Source organism: Pseudomonas aestiva (assembly GCF_039908605.1).
GTDB classification, from domain to species: Bacteria; Pseudomonadota; Gammaproteobacteria; order Pseudomonadales; family Pseudomonadaceae; genus Chryseomonas; species Chryseomonas aestiva.
In genome coordinates, this window is record NZ_CP150916.1 from 4125230 (window position 1) to 4146155 (window position 20926).

Here is a 20926-nt window from a genome sequence, read left to right on the forward strand (position 1 = left end):
ACCTGAGTTGTCAGCAGCGCGGTTAGGACTTATACATTTCGATTCATCATTATTTTAATAAGAAACGGAAAGGCCCCAATGAACAGCATTCTCACCGTGCGACGCGCCATGGCCACCCTGTACTCGGCCATGACCTTCCTGCTGCTGCTGACCACCCTGGGCGTCAAGGCGGACGAGCCACCCAAGCCAGTCGAAGGCGACTTCGTGGTGCCGCGCTTCACCTTCCATACCGGTCAAACCCTCGACGACTTCCGCCTGCACTACCTGACGCTGGGCAAGCGCGGCAATCCCGTGGTCCTGGTGCTGCACGGCACCGGCCAGCAGGCGGCGGCGATGCTGAGCAAGGATGTCGGCGGTCAGTTGTTCGGCCCGGGCCAGCCGCTGGATGCGAGCAGGTTCTTCATCGTGATTCCGGATGCGATTGGCACCGGTAGCTCGACCAAGCCGTCGGATGGCTTGCGCGCCGCCTTTCCCCATTACAACTATGCCGACATGGTCCAGGCGCAATACCTGCTGCTGACCCAGGGGCTGGGGATAGAGCACCTGCGGCTGATCATCGGCAATTCGATGGGGGGCATGCAGACCTGGCTGTGGGGCGGCCTGCACCCCGGCTTCGCCGATGGCCTGGTGCCCATGGCGGCGCAGCCGACGGAGATGGCCGGCCGCAACTGGATCATGAGGCGCATGCTGGTGGAGTCCATCAGGCAAGACCCGGCCTGGAACCAGGGCAATTACCAGACCCAGCCGCCGTCCCTGCGCCTGGCCAAGACGATGTTCGAATTCGCCACCAGTGGCGGCACCCTGAACTACCAGGAGATCGCCGGCACCCATGCCCAGGCGGATGCGCTGGTCGACAAGCGCCTGGCGGCCTCGGTGGCCGTCGATGCCAATGACTTCATCTACCAGTGGGAGTCATCGGCCGACTACAACGCCGAGCCGGGGCTGAGCAAGATCAAGGTGCCGGTGCTGGCCATCAACGCCGCAGATGACGAGCGCAATCCACCGGAAACCGGCCTCATGCAGGCGGCGCTCAAGCAGGTGCCGAGTGCCCGCTATCTGCTGATTCCGGGCAGCGCCGACACGCGCGGGCACGGTACCACCGGGTTGGCCAGGCTCTATGCGGCGGAGCTGGCACAATTCGTCGCTAAGCTGCCCAGTGCCCCTGCCGGGCGCTAGGGCCCTGGCCTAGAGCGGGGTCGTTTCTTCCTGATAGATCCGCAGCCCGCGCGCCTGGTAGTTGGCCAGGGCCGCCGGGTGATCCAGGGTGCAGGTGTGTACCCAGACGCGCTCGGTGCCCGCCCAGTCCCAGGCGCAGCGGAGGGCGTGGCTGAGCAGCGGACCGCCGAAGCCGAGCCCCATGAAGACGCCGGCCAGGCCGAAGTAGCGGATCTCCACGTTGCGGCCATCGGGGCGATACAACTCGTAGTAGCCGGCGATGGCGCCCCGGTGATAGGCGACCCAGGTGCGGTGCCCCTCCTGCTCCACCAGTTCGCGCCACTGCGCATCGCTCCAGCTGTCGAGATCGCTCCAGTCCCAGGCCTGGCCGACCAGGGCATAGAGAAAGCGGTTGAGTTCGGGTTGCGGCACCTCGCACTCGACGATCTGCAGATCGGGCCGTGGCGGCTTCTCGCGCAACTCGGCCGAAGAGGTCATTTCAAGGTAGAAGGTGGTGCAGGTCCGGTCCATCGCCAAGACTCCCTGGAAAAGGTCAGCGCCGATTGTGACCAGACCCGGGGGTGCGCTGCCAGTCTGATTGCGACCCTTGGCAAGGCTGTTCGAGCGCGCAGCGCGACCTTGCCCTGGGGCCCAAGGTGGTATTGGATGAGCCAACCGAGCTATCCGCTCCCTTTCGAGGATCACTGCCATGCCCCTCTCGTCGCGCCTGACGCCCCTGTCCGACCAGAACACCACGCCAGAACAGCAGCGGGTGCTGGACGACATCCAGAGCGGCCCGCGCGGCAATCTCGACGGTCCCTTCCTGGCCTGGGTGCACAGCCCGGCGCTGGCCGATCACGCCCAGCGGCTGGGCGCCTTCTGCCGCTATGGCACCCGGCTGGACCTGCGCCTCACGGAGCTGGCGATCCTCACCACCGCGGCCTGGTGGCGCTCCCAGGCGGAATGGCAGATCCATGAACCCATCGCCCGCCAGGCGGGCCTGGCGGAGGCCGTGATCGAGGCGCTTCGGCTAGGCAGCGTGCCGGCCTTCGAAACGCCCGCGGAGACCTGTGTCCATGCCATCGGCGTCGCGCTCTACGACACCCGGCGGATTCCCGAGGATCTCTATCAGCAGGGAGTGGCGCTGTTCGGTGAAGCGGGAATGGTCGAACTGGTGGGCGTCTATGGCTACTACAGCCTGGTGGCCATGACCCTCAATGCCTCCGCGGTGGATCGGGGCGGCGATACGCCCCGCCCCTTCGCCGAATGACGCCGACGCGTCCCTAGGCGGCCACCGCCGCCCCGCTGGTCCGACCGCGCCAGGCCAGGACCAGGGCCATCGCCAGGCCCAGGGCGGCCATGCCGGCGCCGGCCAGGGAGATCGCCGGATAGCCGAGACCGGCGTCGATCACCGCGCCGCCCAGGGCCGCGCCGAGGGCATTGCCCAGGTTGAAGGCACCGATATTGACCGCCGAGGCCAGGTTGGGGGCGTCCTTGGCGGCTTCCATCACGCGCATCTGCAGTGGCGGCACCAGGGCGAAACTGGCGATGCCCCAGACGAGGATGGCCACGGCGGCCGCCAGCGGCCAGCGCATCAGCACGCTGAAGGCCAGCAGCACCACGATGAGCACGCCCAGGGAGGCGATCAGGGTACGGTCGATGGATTTGTCCGCCGCCTTGCCACCCCAGAGATTGCCCAGGGTCAGGCCGACGCCGAACAGCACCAGCATGGCGGTGATGAAGGCGGTGGAGCCATGGGTCTCGCGGGCAAGGATGGGCGCGATATAGGTGAAGACGGTGAACATGGCGCCCGAGCCGACCACGGTCAGCCCCAGGGCGGCCAGTACCGGCGGACGACCCAGCACGCGGATCTCGGCCAGCACCCCGTCGCTCGGTGGCAGGGCCACATTGGGCAGGGCGAACCAGAGCGCGGCCATGGTCAGCAGGCCGAGACCGGCGATGCCCCAGAAGGCCTGGCGCCAGCCGAGCAATTCGCCGAACCAGGTGGCCAGGGGCACGCCGCCGATGGTAGCCAGGGTCAGGCCCAGGAACATGGCGGCGACCGCCCCGGCGCGCTTGTCCGGGGCGACCACGCTGGCCGCCACCAGGGCGCCGACGCCAAAGAAGGCGCCATGGTTGAGCGAGGTCACCACCCGGGCGATCAGCAGGCTGGTGTAGTCGGTGGCCAGCGCCGACATCAGGTTGCCCAGGGTGAAGATGGCCATCAGGCCGATCAGCAGATGACGGCGCGGAATGCGGCCGGTGGTCAGGGTCATCAGCGGCGCGCCGATCAGCACGCCCAGGGCATAGGCGCTGATCAGGAGGCCCGCCGCCGGGATGGAGACGCCAAGATCGGCGGCGATGCCGGGCAGCATGCCCATGGGCGCGAATTCGGTGACGCCAATGCCGAAGGCACCGGTGGCCAGGGCCAGCAGGGGTGGATTGATACGCATGGGAAGGACTCCTTATCTATGCCGTGAATGCTAAGCTCCTCGCTCGAACGCCGGTAGACGGCGGTTTTGGCATACACCTTTGCCCTGGAGTCACAAGTGGATCTCAATGGTCGCTCGGGAGAGATGGCGGTGTTCGCCCAGGTGGTGGCGGCCGGCAGCCTGTCCGCCGCCGCCAGGGCCCTGCGCCTGACGCCTTCGGCGGTGAGTCGCTCCATCGCCCGCACCGAGCAGCGCCTCGGCACGCGGCTGCTGTTGCGCACCACCCGGGCCATCACCCTCACGGCCGAGGGCGCGGCTTATCTGCGCGCGGCGCGGCGCATCCTGGCGGACCTGGCCGAGGTGGAAGACGCCATCGCCGACCAGGGCGTGCCCAGAGGCCGGCTGAGGGTCAGCGCCGCCCTCGGTCATGGCCGCATGACCCTGGTGCCGCTGGTGGCGGCCTTCAGTGCGCGCTATCCGGATATCGTCGTGGACCTGGCGCTGGGCGACGAGGTGGTGGACATCCTCGCCGGCCAGGCCGACGTGGCGATCCGCTTCGGCCAGTTGGCCGACAGCCCCCTGAGCGCCCGTCCCATCGGCGTCACCGGGCAGGTGGTGGTGGCCTCGCCCGCCTATCTCGCCCGCCACGGCACGCCCCAGGTGCCGGAAGACCTGCTCGACCACAACTGCCTGAGATTCAACTTCCGCCGCGCCCTGCCCGACTGGCCCTTCGTCCGTGACGGCCAGGCCTTCGCCCTGAAGATCAGCGGCAACATCGAATGCAACAGTGGCGAGGCCCTGGCCCTGCTCGCCCGCGAAGGTGCCGGCATCGCCCGCATCGGGGAATTCAGCGTGGCCGAGGACCTGCGCAGCGGCGCCCTGGTGCCGCTGCTGGAGGCCTGGAACCCGGGCGATCTGGAGCCCATCCACGCGGTCTTCGTCGGCGGCTCCACCATGCCGGCGCGGGTCCGGGTGTTCGTGGATTTCCTGGTGGAGCGGCTGGGCAGCTGACGCGCCCTTCGACCGGCGGCGTCCCGGTGTGGGCAGGCGCTTTGCCGCCTGCGTCATTCGCCAAGCCGGTCCGCTTGTAATAGTCTGAGCAATCAACATGCTTAGGTCGGGGCCGCGGCGGCGTCGCCCGCGGCAAGGCCGCTCGCTACCTGTCGCTTTCGCTGCCGACGGCGGTACGTCCAAGGCCCCGCTTTCCTTGTCCCGCAGGAGCCCTCTTGTCCAACCTTCCCTCGCAGCTGGCCTTTCTCGACGTCCCCGGTGAAATGGCCGCGCTGATGCGCCAGAAGGACTGGTCCCAGACGCCCTTCGGTCCCCTGGAAACCTGGTCGACCGCCCTGCGTTCGGCGGTCAGCATCTGCCTCGGCTCGCGCTTCCCCATCGTGCTCTACTGGGGCGAGACCCGCGCCCTGATCTACAACGATGCCTGGAGTCCGGTGCCGGGGCGCAAGCATCCCTGGGCGCTGGGGCGTGCCGGCTGGGAGGTGTGGGCGGAGATCTGGGACATCATCGGCCCCATGTTCGACCACGTGATGACGACTGGCGAGGCCACCTGGTCCGAGGACCAGCTGCTGCCGCTGAACAGATTCAGCTACGTGGAGGAGTGCTACTTCTACTACAGCTACAGCCCGGTACGCGGCGACACCGGCGAGGTGGAGGGTATCTTCACGGCGGTGACCGAAACCACGCACCGGGTGCTCACGGAACGCCGTGAGCGCCTGCTGCGCAATGTCTCCGAAGCCACTTCGGCGACGCGCGTCGCCGAAGACGCCTGCCGCGAAGGATTGCGCTGCCTGCACGAGGTGCCGGAGGAGTCACCCTTCTGCCTGGCCTATCTGCGCGACGCCGCGACCGGCACCTTGCAGCGCGTGGCCCTGGCCGGCCTGGCGCCGGACGATGTGCTTGCCCCGCTGGAGGTCACCCAGGAGGCTGCCGGTCTGCCCTGGGCCTTCACCGCGGCGCGTAGCGCGCCGACCCTGGTGACCGGTCTCAACGAGCGCCATGGCGGCCGGCTCGCCGGGACCCCTTGGCCAGAGCCCCTGGAAGAGGCGCTGGTGGTGCCGATTCCGGGACCGCTGGGCGAGGAACCCTATGGCTATCTGGTCTCGGGCATCAGCCCGCGGCGGCGAGTGGATGCCGATTACCAGAGCCTGTTCGTTCGCGCTGCCGGGCACCTCAGCACCGCCATCGCCAATGCCCGGCGCTACGAGGAAGAACGCCGCCGTGCCGAGCAGCTGGCCGAGCTGGACCGGGCCAAGACGGCCTTCTTTTCCAACGCCAGCCATGAATTCCGCACGCCGCTGACGCTGATGCTCGGCCCCCTGGAAGACATGCTGGCGCGGCCGGACCGGGCCGACGGCGAGCCTGCGGTGAGTCGCCAGGAGCTGGAACTCATCCAGCGCAACGGCCAGCGCCTGCTGCGGCTGGTCAATTCGCTGCTGGATTTCTCGCGCATGGAAGCGGGCCGGATGCGCGCGAGCTTCGCGCCCCTGGACCTGGCGGCCTATACCGCGGAGCTGGCCAGCAGCTTTCGTTCGGCCATGGCCCGCGCCGGACTGACCTTCACCCTCGACTGCGACAGCCTGGACGAACCGGTGTGGGTGGATCGCGACCTCTGGGAAAAGATCGTCCTGAATCTGGTCTCCAACGCCTTCAAGTACACCCTGGCGGGCGAGGTGCGGGTCAGCCTGCGGCGCCAGGATGGCTGTGCCGTGCTGGCGGTCGCCGACAGCGGCGTCGGCATCCCGCAGAGCGAACTGGGCAGGGTGTTCGACCGCTTCCACCGCATCGAAGGCCAGATCGGCCGGACCCATGAGGGCACCGGCATCGGCCTGGCGCTGGTCAAGGATCTCACCGAGCTGCATGGAGGCGAGGTGCGGGTCACCAGCCAGATCGGCGTGGGCACCACCTTCGAGGTGCGGCTGCCGTTCGGCCACGCCCATCTGCCCGAGGCCAACCGGGTCAGCGCCACCCAGGTGTCCACCGCCACCCGCGCCGATACCTTTGTCGCCGAGGCCCTGCGCTGGCTGCCGGACGAGCCGCTCCCCAGCGCCCCCGTGACGCGCGACGAACACGTCGAGGGTGGCCAGGGGCGCGGCGAGCGCATCGTCCTGGCCGACGACAACGCCGACATGCGCGGCTATGTCGAGCGGTTGCTCAAGGAGTCCGGCTACCAGGTGGAAGCCGTGGCCGACGGCCGCGCCGCGATCGAGGCGGTGCAGCGGCAACTGCCGGCGCTGGTGCTGTCCAACGTCATGATGCCGGTGCTGGACGGCTTCGGCGTGCTGCGCGCCCTGCGCAGCGACGAGAGCACCGGCCAGGTGCCCATCATCCTGCTGTCGGCGCGGGCCGGCGAAGAGGCCTCCATCGAAGGCATAGCAGCCGGCGCCGACGACTATCTGGTCAAACCCTTCAGCGCCCGCGAACTGATCGCCCGGGTGGAAGGCGCCATGCGCCTGGCGCGACTCAGGCGCGAGACCGCCGACACCCTGCGCCAGGCCAACGAGGTGCTGGAAATCCGCGTCCGCGAACGTACCCGCGAGCGAGACCAGCTCTGGGCCTACAGCCACGACCTCATCGGCATCGCCGACAGCCGGGGGATCTGGGTCAGCATCAACCCGGCCTGGACCCGCACCCTGGGCTGGGCGGTGGACGAGATCATCGGCAAGACCTCGGAGTGGCTGGAGCATCCCGAAGACCGGCAGCGCACCCGCCAGGAGATCGGCCAGCTGGCCGCCGGTGCCGCCACCTTCAACTTCGAGAATCGCTTTCGCACCCATGGCGGCAGCTACCGTACCCTGTCCTGGACCGCCGTGCCCGAGGGGGGCTGCTCTATTGCGTGGCCCGAGACGTCACCGTCGAGCGCGAACGGGCGCTGGAGCTGGAACAGGCGCGGGACGCCCTGCGCTAGAGCCAGAAGATGGAAGCCATCGGCCAGCTCACCGGCGGCATCGCCCATGACTTCAACAACCTGCTCACGGCGATCACCGGCTCGCTGGAATTGCTACAGCGCCATTTGAACGGCGAACAGCCCCGCGCCGAGCGCTACATCGGCATCGCCATCGCCTCGGCGCAGCGGGCCGCCGCCCTCACCCAACGCCTGCTCAGCTTTGGTCGGCGCCAGGCCCTGGATCTGCAACCGGTGGACGTGAATCGTCTGGTCACCGGCATGGAGACCCTGGCCCAGCGCACTCTCAACGAGAACATCCGCCTGGAGCTGCAGCTCGATGCGGCCACCTGGCCGACCTGCAGCGATGCCAACCAGCTGGAAAACGCCCTGCTCAACCTCTGCATCAATGCCCGGGACGCCATGCCCCAGGGCGGCCAGCTGGTGATCACCACGCGCAACCTGCACGATCCCCGGTTGCTGATGCTGCCCGAGCGCCTGAGCGGCGACTATGTCGAGCTGGCGGTAGAGGATACCGGCAGCGGCATTCCCGCCGCCGTGCTGGAAAGGGTCTTCGAGCCCTTCTTCACCACCAAGCCGCAGGGCAAGGGCACGGGGCTAGGCCTGTCGATGGTCTATGGCTTCATCAAGCAGAGCGGCGGCTACATCGACATCCACAGTGAGGAAGGCCGGGGCACCCGGGTCAGCCTGCTGTTCCCGCGCCATCAGGGTGTGGCCAGCGAAACCGTGGGCCAGGAGCTGCCGCTGCACCCTGGTCGCGGCGAGCGGGTGCTGGTGGTGGAAGACGAACCCGGAGTGCGCCTGCTGATCGTCGAGGTGCTCAAGGACCTGGGCTATACCGCCCTGGAAGCCGAGGACGCGCCCACCGCCCTGGCCCTGCTGGAACGCGAACCGCAACTGGACCTGGTGGTCTCCGACGTGGGCCTGCCGGGGCTGAGCGGCCGCGAGCTGGTGGAAGAGATCCGTCGCCAGCGCCCCGGCATCGCCGTGCTGCTGGTGACCGGCTACGCCGAAGAGACCATGGACGTGCAGCGCTTCCTTGGCCAGGGCATGCAGCTGCTGCAGAAGCCCTTCGCCATCGAGGTGCTCAGCGAGCGCATCCAGGACCTGTTGCAGGATCGTCGCGCGCAATCCTGACCAGGGTTTGCTCCCCTGGAGGGAAATCCTGGGACTGACGCCTGTCCTATCCAGCCAGGTCGGACCGACCGCCCTCTGTCGCCACAGGCGCGGGGGCGGTGCGACCTCGCCTACCCCTCAAGTTTTCAGGATACCCGCGTTCCCTATGTCTTCCTCCCGCTCCACCGCTCCCGCCGTCGACCCCGACCAGAAGGCCTCGGCCCGCCGGCTGATCTTCATTACCGTGCTGGTCGCCACCATGGGCGCCCTGGCCTTCGGCTACGACACCGGCATCATCGCCGGCGCCCTGCCCTTCATGACCCTGCCCCCCGACCAGGGCGGCCTGGGCCTCAACGCCTACACCGAGGGGCTGGTCACCGCCGCCCTGATCGTCGGCGCGGCCTTTGGCTCGCTGGCGGCGGGTTATCTCGCCGATCGCTACGGCCGCCGCACCACCCTGCGCCTGCTGTCGATCCTCTTCGTCGTCGGCGCCCTGGGTACCGCGGTGGCGCCCTCGGTGGAGCTGATGGTGGTCGCGCGCTTCGTGCTCGGCCTGGCGGTGGGCGGCGGATCGGCCACGGTGCCGGTATTCATCGCCGAGATCGCCGGGCCCAAGCGCCGCGGTCGCCTGGTGAGTCGCAACGAGCTGATGATCGTCAGCGGCCAGCTGCTGGCCTATGTGCTCAGCGCCCTGCTCGCCTGGCTGGTGCACGACAACGGCATCTGGCGCTACATGCTGGCCATCGCCATGGTACCGGGCATCCTGCTGTTCGCCGGTACCTTCCTGCTGCCCACCTCGCCGCGCTGGCTGGCGGCCAAGGGCCGTATCGAGGAAGCCGAAGCCGTGCTGGAGCGCCTGCGCGACACCCCCGAGGAGGTCGAGCGCGAGGTCCAGGAGATGCGCGAGAGCGAGGAGCAGGCCAAGCATCGCCCACCCCTGCGCGAACTGCTCGGCCAGGGCTGGGTGGTCAAATTGCTGCTGCTGGGCATCGGCCTGGGCTTCGTCGCCCAGTTCACCGGGGTCAACGCCTTCATGTACTACACCCCGATCATCCTCAAGAGCACCGGCATGGGCACCAGCGCGGCCCTCACCGCCACCATCGGCAATGGCGTGGTCTCGGTGATCGCCACCCTGCTCGGCATCTGGGCCATCGGCCGCGCCGGACGGCGCACCCTGCTGCTGATCGGCCTGGTGATCGTGGTCGTGGCGCAACTGGCGCTGGGCAGCGTGTTGCTATGGCTGCCGCAGAACCTCACCCAGAGTTACCTGGCGCTGGCCTGCATCCTGGTGTTCCTGCTGTTCATGCAGATGTGCATCGCCCCGGTCTACTGGCTGCTGATGTCCGAGCTGTTTCCCAACCAGGTCCGTGGCCTGCTGACCGGGGTAGCGGTAGCCGTGCAATGGCTGTGCAACGCCACCGTGGCCTTCAGCTTTCCGGTGGCCCTGGAAGCCATCGGCAACTACACCTTCTATGTATTCGCCGCCATCAACCTGGGCTCGCTGGTATTCGTCTATTTCTGCCTGCCGGAGACCCGCGGCAAGTCTCTGGAAGAAATCGAACGCCATCTGAAGAAAGAGCTATAGCGGGTCGTTAGCCGACCGATCGGCGATTTTCCGGCTTGCTGCGGACCAAATGGAATAATTTTTCATTCCGTATCAAGTCGGACTTATCCAAGCCGATGCAGAGTGAAGGCATGTTGCCGTCACTCTTCGCGCAGCGCGCGACCGGGGCTTTCGATGAACATCAAACAAAAACTCACCTCGCTTTTCGCGGTAACCGCCTGCCTCCCGGTGATCCTGGTGGCGGGCGTGGTCATCATGAACGTGCGCAGCCAGGCCACCGGCGACTTCCTCGACGGTAGCGGGCGCGAAATCCGCCAGATCGATCGCAACATCCAGCAGTTCTTTGCCGGCATCCAGCAGAACGTCGACTTCCTCGCCAAGGAGCCGAACATCCTGGCCCTGGAGGGGCTGAAGAACTACAGCGGCGCCGATGCCGCCCAGATCCCGCAGCCGGAAGCCGGCCAGCAGGCGCTGAGCTATTTCACCCGCTTCGCCAAGACCCACCCCACCACCGCCTACCTGTCAGTGGGCCTGGCCGATGGCGGCTACGTCAGCTGGCCGGACGACGCCAAGCTGGCCAACTACGATCCGCGCGTGCGCCCCTGGTACCAGGCGGCCATGAACAATCCGGGCAAGGTGGTACGTACCCCGGCCTACTACTGGGCGACCGACGACGTCTCGCTGATGGGCGTGGTACGGACCATGGAAGACGCCAGCGGCAAGGTCCGCGGCGTGGTGGGCCTGGACATCTCGCTCAAGCAGCTCACCGACCTGGTCAAGAGCATCACCCTGGGCCAGAGCGGCTACCTGATGCTGGTGGAAGACAACGGCAACGTGCTGGTCGACCCCCGCGATCCCAAGCACAACTTCAAGCAGCTCAAGGAGCTGGGCGACGCCTACCAGACCCTCAGCGGCATCCAGAGCGGGCTGGGTGAGATCAATCTCAACGGCACCGACTACATGGTCAACGTCTATCAGGCCAAGGACCTCGGCTGGAAATTCATCGGCCTGATCGAGCGCAGCGAAGTCATGGGCAAGGCCACCGCCCTGACCTGGCAGATCGCCGGCATCACGGCGGTGCTGGCGCTGCTGTTCGCCGTGCTCGGCGCGGCCTTTGCCGGCATGATCGTACGGCCGATCCGCGGCGTCTCCGCCGGCCTGGAATCCATCGCCCAGGGCGAAGGCGATCTGACCAAGAGCCTGAACGTGCAGGGCAAGGACGAAACCGCTGCCCTGGCGGGCTGGTTCAACCAGTTCCTCGCCAGCATCCGCCAGCTGGTGCAACGCATCGGCCAGGCCTCCAACGATCTGCAGCAGGCCTCGCAGACCACCACCCAGGCGGCGGCCAGCATGAACGAAGTGGCCGGTCGCCAGCGCGAAGCCGTGGAGCTGGTCTCCACCGCCTTCAACGAGATGGTCGCCACCTCCAACGAGGTCGCACGCTCCTGCAGCCAGGCAGCGGCCTCCGCCGACGCCGGTCATCACAAGGTGCAGGAAGGCTACGGCCAGATCGAGAAGGCCACCGGCAACGTCAACCGCCTCAGCGGCAGCCTGGCCCAGTCGGCCCAGGCCATGGCGGTGCTGGAGCAGGACAGCCACAACATCAACACCATCCTTGACACCATCCGCGGCATCGCCGAACAGACCAACCTGCTGGCGCTCAACGCTGCCATCGAAGCGGCGCGGGCCGGCGAGCAGGGGCGCGGTTTCGCCGTGGTAGCCGACGAAGTACGGGCCCTGGCCAAGCGCACCGCCGACTCCACCGGCGAGATCGACGGCTTGCTCGGCAGTCTGGCGCGGCGCACCCAGGAGGTCACCCGCCAGATCGAGACCAGCCTGGAGCTGTCGCAGACCAGCGTGACCTCCATCAGCGAGGCGCGCGGCAGTTTCGAGGGCATCCGCCAGTCGGTGGACGAGATCCGCGACCAGGCCCTGCAGATCGCCGCGGCGGCCGAGGAACAGCATCAGGTGGCCGAGGACATCAATCGCCACATCGCCCAGATCCACGACGACGCCCAGCAGGTTGAAGGCCTGGCCCAGTCCACCACCCGCGACTCCTCGCGCCTGTCGCAACTGTCGGGCGAACTGGATGGCCTGGTAAGGCGCTTCCGCGCCTGATGGTCGCCTGGAGGTAGCAGAAGCCCCGCGGGTGATTCCGGCGGGGCTTTTTGTTGGGCGTGATTTCGGTGGCGCGTGGATAAGGCTGCGCCGTTATCCACCCTACGCAAGCTCCCGCGCCGGATTGCCCCCTCTCCCCCTGGGAGAGGGCTGGGGTGAGGGTACCTCCAGCAAAACCCTAGCGTGGAAAACGGCGCAGCCTTTTCCACTGCCGGATTGAGCACCGCCGTTGAGCGCAGCGAAGCCCAACAGCCCTCCCCTCAAGCTCCGGACGGCAAGCCCTGGTCGCGATCGCCACGCAGGCTGCTATGGGCGGCCTGGCAGATCTCGCGCAGGCCGCTCTTGAGGCCTTCTTCGAGGGTGGGGTGGTAGAAGGGCATGTCGAGCAGCGAACTGGCGGTCTCGCCATGGATCAGCGCCAGCACCAGCAGATGGCCGATATGGTCCATGCCCGGCCCAACCATGGCCGCGCCGGTCAACTTGCCAGTGCCCGGCTCGGCATAGAAACGGGCGAGGCCCTGGTTGCGCGCCTCGACCCGGGCACGGCCTTGGTCGTGGTAGGAAGAGGTGCCGACCAGACTGCCTTCGTCGGGCGGACTGCCCAGCACGGCCACCGGCGGATCGGTGAAGATCAGCGAAAACAGTGGCGATCTCGGGGTAGGCCGCACCTCGGGATAGCAGGCGGCATTGTGCCCGGCGATGGCGCCTTCGTCGGAGGCCTCATGGAGGATCGGCCGGTCGTGGTCGGCATCGCCGGCGATGAAGATCGACGAAGAGCCGCACTGCAGCGTCTCGGGGTCGTAGATCGGGGTGCCATGGTCGTCCAGCTGGATGCCGGTGGTTTCCAGACCCAGGCCCTTGAGTCGTGGCGGTCGCCCGGCGGCCACCAGCACGTAGTCGAACGCGCCCTCGCCGCTCGCCGCGCCGGACCAGGACAGCCGCACGCCCTCGCCTTCGCGGCGGGCGTCCACCTCGACGTCCAGCAGCAAGGTCAGGTCCTGTTCCAGGATCTTGCGCAACTCGGCCTTGACCTCCAGATCCTTGAGCGCGCCCAGGCCATCGTCCTGGCCGAACAGGGTGACGGCCACGCCCAGACGGGCCATGGCCTGGGCCAGTTCCAGGCCCACCGGACCGGTGCCGATCACCGCCAGGGAGCGCGGCAGATCGGGCAGCTCGAAGATCGTCTCGTTGGTCAGCGCCCGCTCGCCCAGCGCGGCGAAAGGTTCCGGCACCAGGGGATAGGAGCCGGTGGCGATGACCACGCTGCGAGCACTTATAGTCTTACCATTACTGAGCTGTAGACGATCCGCCGCCACGAAGCGCGCCGTGGCCTGCTGGGCCACGCCTGCGGGCAACTTGGCGAAACCCTGCTTGGTGGCGGCGACGAAATGGTCGCGCTCACGGCGTACCCGCGCCATGACCGCCGCGCCATCGACGCTGACGCTACCCACTTCGATGCCGAAGGTAGCGGCACGGCGGACAGCGTGATGAGCCTCACCGGCAACGATCAGCAGCTTGGAGGGCATGCAGCCCACGGAGGCACAGGTAGTCCCGGCCCAGCGATCGTCGATCAGCAGGGTCCGCGCGCCCTGGCGCCGGGCGGCGCGTTCGGCGGCGAGGCCGGCGGTTCCGGCGCCGATCACGGCGACATCGCAGTCGAGATCGGCAGAGCTGGAAGGGGCTGCGGGATCACTCATCTCATCACCTGACGTTGCGAAGGATTAACCCGACTCGCGCCAGGGCTCCAGCAAGGGACCCCAAGCGCAGCGTTGAGGTTGCATTCCCAAGGCGTGACCCACTTCGACAAAAAACCGACAATTCTTGTCAGGACTGTCAAATTCCATGCCACTCGTCACTTTATACTGGCGAACTGGAACCATTGAGGGTGTCCTATCCTCAATTAGCCAACTTAAATGGACGCAGGCACTCACATGGAACGTGACATCAGCAAGATTCCGCTCATCAACGATTGGTCCTACCTGATCGCCCTGGAAACCGGCCTGTTCACCCGTGGTGAACTCAGCGGCGTGGTACTCAAGGCCCTCAATGACCAGGCTCGTCTGCTCTCCCGTCGCTACCTGGTGCAGAAGTCCAAGCTGGATGTGCGCAAGCTGTCGCCGGCCGAGACCGAGATCCTCGATACCCTCAGCGACACCGCCGCCAGTCTGAGACGCCGCCAGCGGCTGCCGCACAACATCGTCAAGAGCCTCAGAGCCGGCGGCCTGATCGCCGCGGTCGAGCGCAGCGTCTGCGCCTCGGGCATCCTGCAGTGCCACAACGGCTTCTACGAAGACGGCCTGGAGCCGGGCGCCTTCGAACAGATCGTCATGCGCCATCCGCATGAATTCGGCGATCACGCCCGCCAGAGCGCCGCCCTCTATTTCGCCCAGGAACCCTTCGCCCTGGAACAGTCGCAAGACGTGCACGAACAGCCGCTGCAGGCCAGCGCCTGATGAGCGAGGCGTACGCAACGACCGGGGCGGCCGGGAGGCCCCAGACCCCGATCGCCTGCGCGCGCCTCGCCGCCCCCGTTCCTTCTTGCAGTACCGCTTTTCCGGAGTCCTGGCGCATGACGCCCGCTTTCGCGCCGCTCAGCCCCCCATAGCGCCCCTGCCCTCGCCGGCCGACCGATCGCGCTGATCGCGTCGGCTGTCGCCCTTTCGCTGCCGGTCCAGCCGGCAGCGGCCTTTGCCTGCGCGCGTCTCACGACGGGCGTTTCCGCCGATGCCGTCTGCGTCGCTGTCCGCCTGGAGTTCGCTCCCGGGCGACGGCCGCGGCATGGGCCACGGCTGCGAGGAGCAGACATGACCACCGCTCACGTCCCCCACGGACGCAACAACTTCGATTTCCTGAGATTCGCCGCGGCGTCCACCGTGGTGATCGGCCATGGCTTCTGGCTCTCGGGACACATCGGCGCCGAGCCGATCCTCAACTTCACCGGCTTTACCGACGCGGCCAATATCGCCGTCTATGTGTTCTTCGTGATCAGCGGCTTCCTGATCACGGCGTCCTTCCAGCGCAGTCGCAATCCCCTGGACTTCATCCTCAAGCGCGCCCTGCGGATCTTTCCGGCGCTGATCGTCTCGGTGCTGTTCTCGGTGCTGGTGGTGGGCTGGCTCGCCACCAGTCGCGAGACGAGCGCCTACTTCAGCGATCGCCAGACCCTGGGCTTCTTCAAGAACATCCTGCTGATGACGCGCTTCGAGCTGCCCGGCGTCTTCACCGGCAATCCCTTTCCGGACACGGTGAACGGCAGTTACTGGACCCTGCCCTACGAGGTGTTCATGTACCTGTCGCTGCTGATCATCGGCGTGCTGGGGCTGCTGACCCGCTCGGTGGTCATGGCCACTCTGGTGGTGCTGGTGCTGGGCAACTTCCTGCTGCTGCCGCAGATGGGCGTCGCCAGTTTCGTGCTGCACAAGGTGTTCAGCCTGGGGATGTTCTTTTTCGCCGGCGCCCTGCTGCAACTCGCGGGGCCGCGCATCCCCTGGCGCCTGGATATCGTCCTGGCGCTCTGCCTGCTGTCGCTGGCGGCCATCGTCTGGCATATCCTGCCGGTGATCCACCTGGTGTCGCTGGCCTATGTGATCATCTACCTGGCCCAGGTGCAGGTACCGGTGCTACACGGCTTCGGCCGCTTCGGCGACTATTCCTACGGCCTCTACCTGTTCAACTTCCCGGTCCAGCAACTGCTCATGCACTGGTTTCCCGACAGCTTCTCGCTGCCCGGCTTCCTGCTGGTGAGCTACGTCCTGACCCTGGGCTTCGCGGTGCTCTCCTGGCACCTGATCGAGGCGCCGGCGCTGAGATTCAAGCCGCGCCGCCAGGCCCCGACCGCGCCGGTGGCACCGGCCTGACCCCGGATGGCCGGTCGCCTCAGCCGAGGCGACCGGCGAGGGCGAAACCGGCCAGGGTCAACAGCAAGGATCCCAGCACATGGATGGTGATGGTGAGCGCCGCCCAGCCCAGGCGACCGCTCTGCAGCAGCCCCACCACCTCGGCGGAAAAGGTCGAGAAGGTGGTGAAACCGCCGCAGAAGCCGGTCACCAGCAGCAATCGCCACTGGGCTTCCAGCCCCGGATAGCGGGAAAACAGTCCCAGCGCCAGACCGATGACGAAGCCGCCGACCAGGTTCACCAGCAGGGTGCCCAGGGGCAGCAGTGGGAACAGCGCATTCAGCCGCAGGCCGACCCACCAGCGACAGGCGCTGCCCAGGGCACCGCCAACCATCACCGCGAACAGCGCATAGGGCATCTCAGACTCCTCTCAACGACGGCGGGCGGCCAGGAGCAGGACGGCAATGCCGGCCAGGGCGGACAACAGCGACCCCAGCAGCACGCCGATCTTGACCTCGTCGACCAGGAAGGGCGCCCCTGGAAAGGCCAGGGCACCAATGAACAGACTCATGGTAAAGCCAATGCCGCAAAGCAGCGCTACACCATAGAGCTGTAGCCAGCTGGCGCCTTCGGGCAGTCGCGCCAGACCGCTGCGGATGGCCAGCACCGCCATCAGCGTGATGCCTACCTGCTTGCCGAGAAACAGCCCCAGGGTCACACCCAGCGGGACCGGATCCAGCAGGTTGGCGGGCGACATCCCGGCTAGGGACACCCCGGCATTGGCAAAGCCGAACAGGGGCACGATCAGAAAGGCCACCCAGGGGTGCAGCGCGGACTCCAGCCGGAGCAGCGGCGAGGCATCGTCGGCCTCGGTATCGCCCAGCGGAATGAACAGCGCCAGGATCACCACGGCCAGGGTCGCATGGATGCCCGAGCGCAGCATGCAGAACCACAGCAGCGCCCCGACCAGCAGATAGGGCAGCAGGGCGGTGACCTTGAGGCGATTGAGCAGGAACAGCACGGCCACCAGACCGGCCGCGGCCAGCAGCATGGTGGTGGAGAGGTCGCTGGTATAGAACAGCGCGATGATCAGCACGGCGCCGAGGTCATCGAGGATCGCCAGCGCCGAGAGAAACACCTTGAGCGATGCCGGCACCCTCGAACCCAGCAGCGACAGCACGCCGAGGGCGAAGGCGATGTCGGTGGCGGCGGGAATGGCCCAGCCGGCGAGCGTCTGGGAGTCGTGGCGATTGACCAGGGCATAGAGCAGCGCCGGCACCAGCATGCCACCCAAGGCGGCGAGACCCGGCAGGGCGCGATCGCCCCAGCTGGCGAGTTGGCCGACCGCCATCTCGCGCTTGATCTCCAGCCCCACCAGCAGGAAGAAGATGGCCATCAGGCCGTCGTTGATCCAGTGACCGAGCGAAAGGCCACCCACATACCAGTGCAGACTGGCGAAATAGCCGTCGGCCAGCGGCGAGTTGGCGACGATGAGGGCGATGGCCGCGGCCACCATCAGCACGATACCGCCGGCCGCTTCGGCGGCGCAGAAGCGATTGAGAAAGGCCAGGGCCTTGGCGGGGGAAGGCAGAGGTGACATGGGCAGCAGGACTCCGCGCGGCGGCCCGACCTGCGCTCGATTCAACCTGTCCTACCGCACGATTGCGGCGACACCCAGCCGATAATCCTACTACGGCAGCGCGGGTGGTCGCAGCAGAAAATCGCTTCGGGACCGCGGCCGCTCTGGGTCGCCGCCCGGCCGCTTGCGGTGGCTGCCCGCGGTCCTCGCCCACCTTGCCAGGGCTCCATACAGAGAGGACCATCGGCGACCTCGTTCGACCCAGCAGCTGCTCGCCCATGTCCCAGCAACCCCCTGCACCCTCCCTCCTCGCCCGTCTGCTCCAGGGCCTGCGTGCCTTCTGGCCAGCGCCCTTGCCCATCGACGGTCGCGAACGCCTGCGCGCCAGCCTGGGCGCCGGCCTCGGCATCCTGCTCGCCGCGCTCCTGGCGGCCTGGTGGCTGGAAGGCCAGCCGGTGCATCAGCATGGCGCCCTGGCGCTGGCCCTGGTGGCGCCGCTGGGCGCCAGCGCCGTGCTGGTGTTCGCCCTGCCCTCCAGTCCGCTGGCGCAGCCCTGGTCGGTAGTGGGTGGCAATACCCTGTCGGCGCTGATCGGCATCACCTGCGCGCTGTGGATTCCCGAAGCCAACCTGGCCGCCGCGGTGGCGGTTGCGCTAGCCATCGCCGCCATGTTCACGCTGCGCTGTCTGCACCCCCCGGGCGGCGCCTCGGCGCTGCTGATGGTGCTGATCGGCGCCCAGGATTTCAGCTATGCCTGGAGTCCGGTGGCGCTGGACTCGCTGCTGCTGGTGAGTGCCGGCCTGCTCTACAACAACCTGACCCGGCGCCCCTGGCCCCATGTGCCACGCCCGGCCGAGCCGAGCGGCGAGACGCGCCTGCAGCGCGCCGACCTGGACGCCGTGCTGGCGCGCTACAACCAGGTGCTGGACATCAGCCGCGACGACCTCGCCGAATTGCTCGAACAGGTGGAGGCGCGTGCCTACCAGCGCAAGATGGGCGAATTGCGCTGCGCCGATGTCATGAGCCACGAACCGGTAACGGCCCGTGCCGAGATGCCGCTGCAGGAAGCCTGGGCGCTGATGCGCGCCCGCCGCATCAAGGCGCTGCCGGTGGTGGATCGCCAGGGCCATCTGCTGGGCATCGTCACCGTCGCCGACTTCATGCGGCAGATCGACCTGGACGTCCACGAAGGCCTCGGCTGGCGCCTGCGCTCGCTGGTCCGGCCGAAGGCCCGCCAGGACGAAAACAGCGTCGGCCACATCATGACCCGCACCGTGCGGGTGGCCAGCGCCGACCGCCTGCTGATCGACCTGGTGCCGGTGTTTTCCGAGAACGGCCACCGCCACATCCCCATCATCGATGGCTCGCGCCGCCTGGTCGGCATCATCACCCAGTCGGATCTGATCCGGGCGCTGTACCAGGCGGTACGAGCCTAGGGCTCACACCTGGAAGCGATTCACCAGCCCCTGAAGGTCCACCGCCAGCCGAGACAGCTCCTGGCTGGCGGCGTTGGTCTGGCGGGCACCGTCGGCGGACTGGGTGGAGAGATCGCGGATGTTGACCAGATTGCGATCCACTTCCCGGGCCACCTGCGCCTGCTCTTCGGCCGCGCTGGCAATCACCAGGTTGCGCTCGTACATCTCGCCGATGCGGGTATTGATCTCTTCCAGCGCCACCCCGGCGGTTTCCGCCAGGGCACGCGTGGCCTGGGCGCGCTCACTGCTGCTGTGCATGGAGCCCAGGGCCTGACTGGCACCGCTGCGCATGCCCGAGACCATCTGTTCGATCTCGTGGGTGGACTGCTGGGTGCGGCTGGCCAGGGCGCGCACCTCGTCGGCCACCACGGCGAAACCACGCCCGGCCTCGCCGGCCCGCGCCGCCTCGATGGCCGCATTGAGCGCCAGCAGGTTGGTCTGTTCGGCGATGGCGCGAATGACGTCGAGCACCTTGCCGATGTCCTGGGACTGCTCGGCGAGCCGCTGGACCAGGGTCCCGGTGGCGGACACCTCGTCGGACAAGGCGGCGATGGCGCCCAGGGTGTCGGCGACCCGGGTCTGGCCCTGCTGCGCGGCCTGGCTGGAAGCCCGCGAGGCTTCGGAGGTGGAGACGGCGTTGCGCGCCACCTCGTCCACCGCGGTGCTCATCTCGGTGACGGCCGTGGCTGCCTGTTCAAGCTCGTCGTTCTGTTGCTGCAAGCCCTGCCCAGCGGCCTCGGTGACCGCGTTGAGCTCTTCGGCAGCGGTCGCCAGCTGGGTGGAGGAGCCGGCGATGCGCGAGAGGGTCTCGCGCAGTTGCGCCTGCATCTGCTGCAGGGCGCGCTGCAATTCGCTCACCTCGTCGCGGCCTTGCACGGCCAGGGTCTGGGTCAGGTCGCCCTGAGCGACGCGGCGGGCGGCCAGCAGCGCCTCGCGCAGCGGTCCGACGATGCTGCGGGTCAGCAGCCAGGCCATCAGTACCGTGGCCAGGGCGGCCAGGGCGATCACCGCGATGACGATCAGCCGCGAGGCGGCGTAGCGGTCCGCCGAGATCTTGCCGTCGCGTTCGATGCCCTCGGCATAGAAGTCGCCCAACTCGCCCAGCTGCTTGCCGGTGCCGTCCACCACCGGCTTCATGTCCACCAGGGTCAGTTTGTTGAGCGCGGCGGTATCGCCACGGCGGGCCAGGGCGAAGGACTCGGTCATGCCCTGCTGATAGGTGGCGAAATCACGCTTGAAGAGGTCCCAGCGCTGGTGCTCCTCGGGGGTATCGACAAAGACCTCATAGGCCTTGATGCCGTCCATGAGCACCTTGTTGCGTGCCTCGTACTGACCGACGTAGGTATCGATGTTGCGCGGGTCCGAATCCAGCGCCAGGCGCAGGGAAATGGTACGGATGCGCAACATGTTCTCGCGAATGGCGTCCACCGCGCGGATGCTGGGCACCCAGTCACGCTCCGTCACTACCTGGCGCTCGCGGATACCCGCCATCTGTGCCAGGGAAAACAGCCCGAGAAAGGCCATCATCAGGGCAATCAGGCCGAAGCCCAGGGCAGCCCGAGGCGCGATGTTGCAATTGCGTAACAGCATGGAAGTCTCCGTGGCCTCTGGCCCTGTTGTTGTCAGACAACAGATATCGGCTGCTACCCCTGGGGCTTGAGCACAGCGGTCGCAGCGAACCTCGCCGCGTTTTCGCCGTCTCAAAGGCACTGTCGCCCATTCCGGGCGACCTGCC

At 67.5% G+C, this 20926-nt stretch carries 16 protein-coding genes; 10 read left to right on the forward strand and 6 right to left on the reverse strand.

All coding sequences use genetic code 11. From position 1 onward, the window contains the following. Positions 1-78 precede the first annotated feature (78 nt). A complete protein-coding gene (locus AABM56_RS19175) occupies positions 79-1176 on the forward strand; it encodes an alpha/beta fold hydrolase (protein ID WP_347883633.1) in 1098 nt (365 codons plus the stop codon). Between the two features lie 9 nt (positions 1177-1185). Here AABM56_RS19175 and AABM56_RS19180 read toward each other — a convergent pair whose 3' ends face one another. Beyond that, positions 1186-1686 carry a GNAT family N-acetyltransferase gene (locus AABM56_RS19180; protein WP_347883634.1) on the reverse strand — a complete coding sequence of 167 codons (501 nt, stop codon included), beginning with the start codon at positions 1684-1686 and terminating at the stop codon, positions 1186-1188. A gap of 178 nt (positions 1687-1864) precedes the next feature. Here AABM56_RS19180 and AABM56_RS19185 point away from each other — a divergent pair, with 178 nt between their 5' ends. Then, on the forward strand, positions 1865-2425 hold the full coding sequence (locus AABM56_RS19185) for a carboxymuconolactone decarboxylase family protein (protein WP_347883635.1): 561 nt from the start codon (positions 1865-1867) through the stop codon (positions 2423-2425). 13 nt (positions 2426-2438) lie between these two features. On the opposite strand, the gene AABM56_RS19190 is transcribed toward AABM56_RS19185, so the two are convergent. Next, positions 2439-3608, reverse strand: a complete 1170-nt coding sequence (locus AABM56_RS19190; RefSeq protein ID WP_347883636.1) for an MFS transporter — start codon at positions 3606-3608, stop codon at positions 2439-2441. A 96-nt stretch (positions 3609-3704) separates the two neighbouring features. Between AABM56_RS19190 and AABM56_RS19195 the strand changes: the two genes are divergently transcribed. From AABM56_RS19195 to AABM56_RS19215, 5 genes are all read left to right on the forward strand, one after another. Continuing rightward, positions 3705-4598 carry a LysR family transcriptional regulator gene (locus AABM56_RS19195; protein WP_263259607.1) on the forward strand — a complete coding sequence of 298 codons (894 nt, stop codon included), beginning with the start codon at positions 3705-3707 and terminating at the stop codon, positions 4596-4598. A 215-nt stretch (positions 4599-4813) separates the two neighbouring features. Continuing rightward, a complete protein-coding gene (locus AABM56_RS19200; protein ID WP_347883637.1) occupies positions 4814-7615 on the forward strand; it encodes an ATP-binding protein in 2802 nt (933 codons plus the stop codon). After that, entirely contained in the window at positions 7516-8640 is a 1125-nt protein-coding gene (locus AABM56_RS19205; RefSeq protein WP_347883638.1) for an ATP-binding protein, read from the forward strand. The genes AABM56_RS19200 and AABM56_RS19205 overlap by 100 nt, the downstream gene beginning before the upstream one ends. Before the next feature lie 145 nt (positions 8641-8785). Then, the gene (locus AABM56_RS19210; protein ID WP_263259610.1) at positions 8786-10204 is read left to right on the forward strand and encodes a sugar porter family MFS transporter; all 1419 of its coding nucleotides are present in this window, start codon (positions 8786-8788) and stop codon (positions 10202-10204) included. Positions 10205-10357: 153 nt separating this feature from the next. Then, complete coding sequence (locus AABM56_RS19215; RefSeq protein WP_263259611.1) at positions 10358-12301, forward strand: methyl-accepting chemotaxis protein; 1944 nt, start codon at positions 10358-10360, stop codon at positions 12299-12301. A 260-nt stretch (positions 12302-12561) separates the two neighbouring features. Here the strand turns inward: AABM56_RS19215 and AABM56_RS19220 are convergent, their stop codons facing one another. Further along, positions 12562-13998: a dihydrolipoyl dehydrogenase gene (locus AABM56_RS19220; RefSeq protein ID WP_347883639.1), complete on the reverse strand. Its 1437-nt coding sequence runs from the start codon at positions 13996-13998 to the stop codon at positions 12562-12564. A gap of 234 nt (positions 13999-14232) precedes the next feature. Here AABM56_RS19220 and AABM56_RS19225 point away from each other — a divergent pair, with 234 nt between their 5' ends. Continuing rightward, positions 14233-14754 carry a hypothetical protein gene (locus AABM56_RS19225; RefSeq protein ID WP_187980319.1) on the forward strand — a complete coding sequence of 174 codons (522 nt, stop codon included), beginning with the start codon at positions 14233-14235 and terminating at the stop codon, positions 14752-14754. Positions 14755-15105: 351 nt separating this feature from the next. Next, the gene (locus AABM56_RS19230) at positions 15106-16158 is read left to right on the forward strand and encodes an acyltransferase (RefSeq protein ID WP_263259613.1); all 1053 of its coding nucleotides are present in this window, start codon (positions 15106-15108) and stop codon (positions 16156-16158) included. 19 nt (positions 16159-16177) lie between these two features. Here the strand turns inward: AABM56_RS19230 and crcB are convergent, their stop codons facing one another. Both crcB and nhaA read right to left on the reverse strand, forming a co-directional pair. Further along, positions 16178-16555, reverse strand: a complete 378-nt coding sequence (gene crcB, locus AABM56_RS19235; protein ID WP_187980321.1) for a fluoride efflux transporter CrcB — start codon at positions 16553-16555, stop codon at positions 16178-16180. Between the two features lie 12 nt (positions 16556-16567). Then, on the reverse strand, positions 16568-17737 hold the full coding sequence (gene nhaA, locus AABM56_RS19240) for a Na+/H+ antiporter NhaA (RefSeq protein WP_347883640.1): 1170 nt from the start codon (positions 17735-17737) through the stop codon (positions 16568-16570). A 257-nt stretch (positions 17738-17994) separates the two neighbouring features. Here nhaA and AABM56_RS19245 point away from each other — a divergent pair, with 257 nt between their 5' ends. After that, entirely contained in the window at positions 17995-19152 is a 1158-nt protein-coding gene (locus tag AABM56_RS19245; RefSeq protein ID WP_263259615.1) for an HPP family protein, read from the forward strand. Between the two features lie 3 nt (positions 19153-19155). Here the strand turns inward: AABM56_RS19245 and AABM56_RS19250 are convergent, their stop codons facing one another. Beyond that, a complete protein-coding gene (locus tag AABM56_RS19250; RefSeq protein WP_347883641.1) occupies positions 19156-20781 on the reverse strand; it encodes a methyl-accepting chemotaxis protein in 1626 nt (541 codons plus the stop codon). Positions 20782-20926 lie beyond the last annotated feature (145 nt).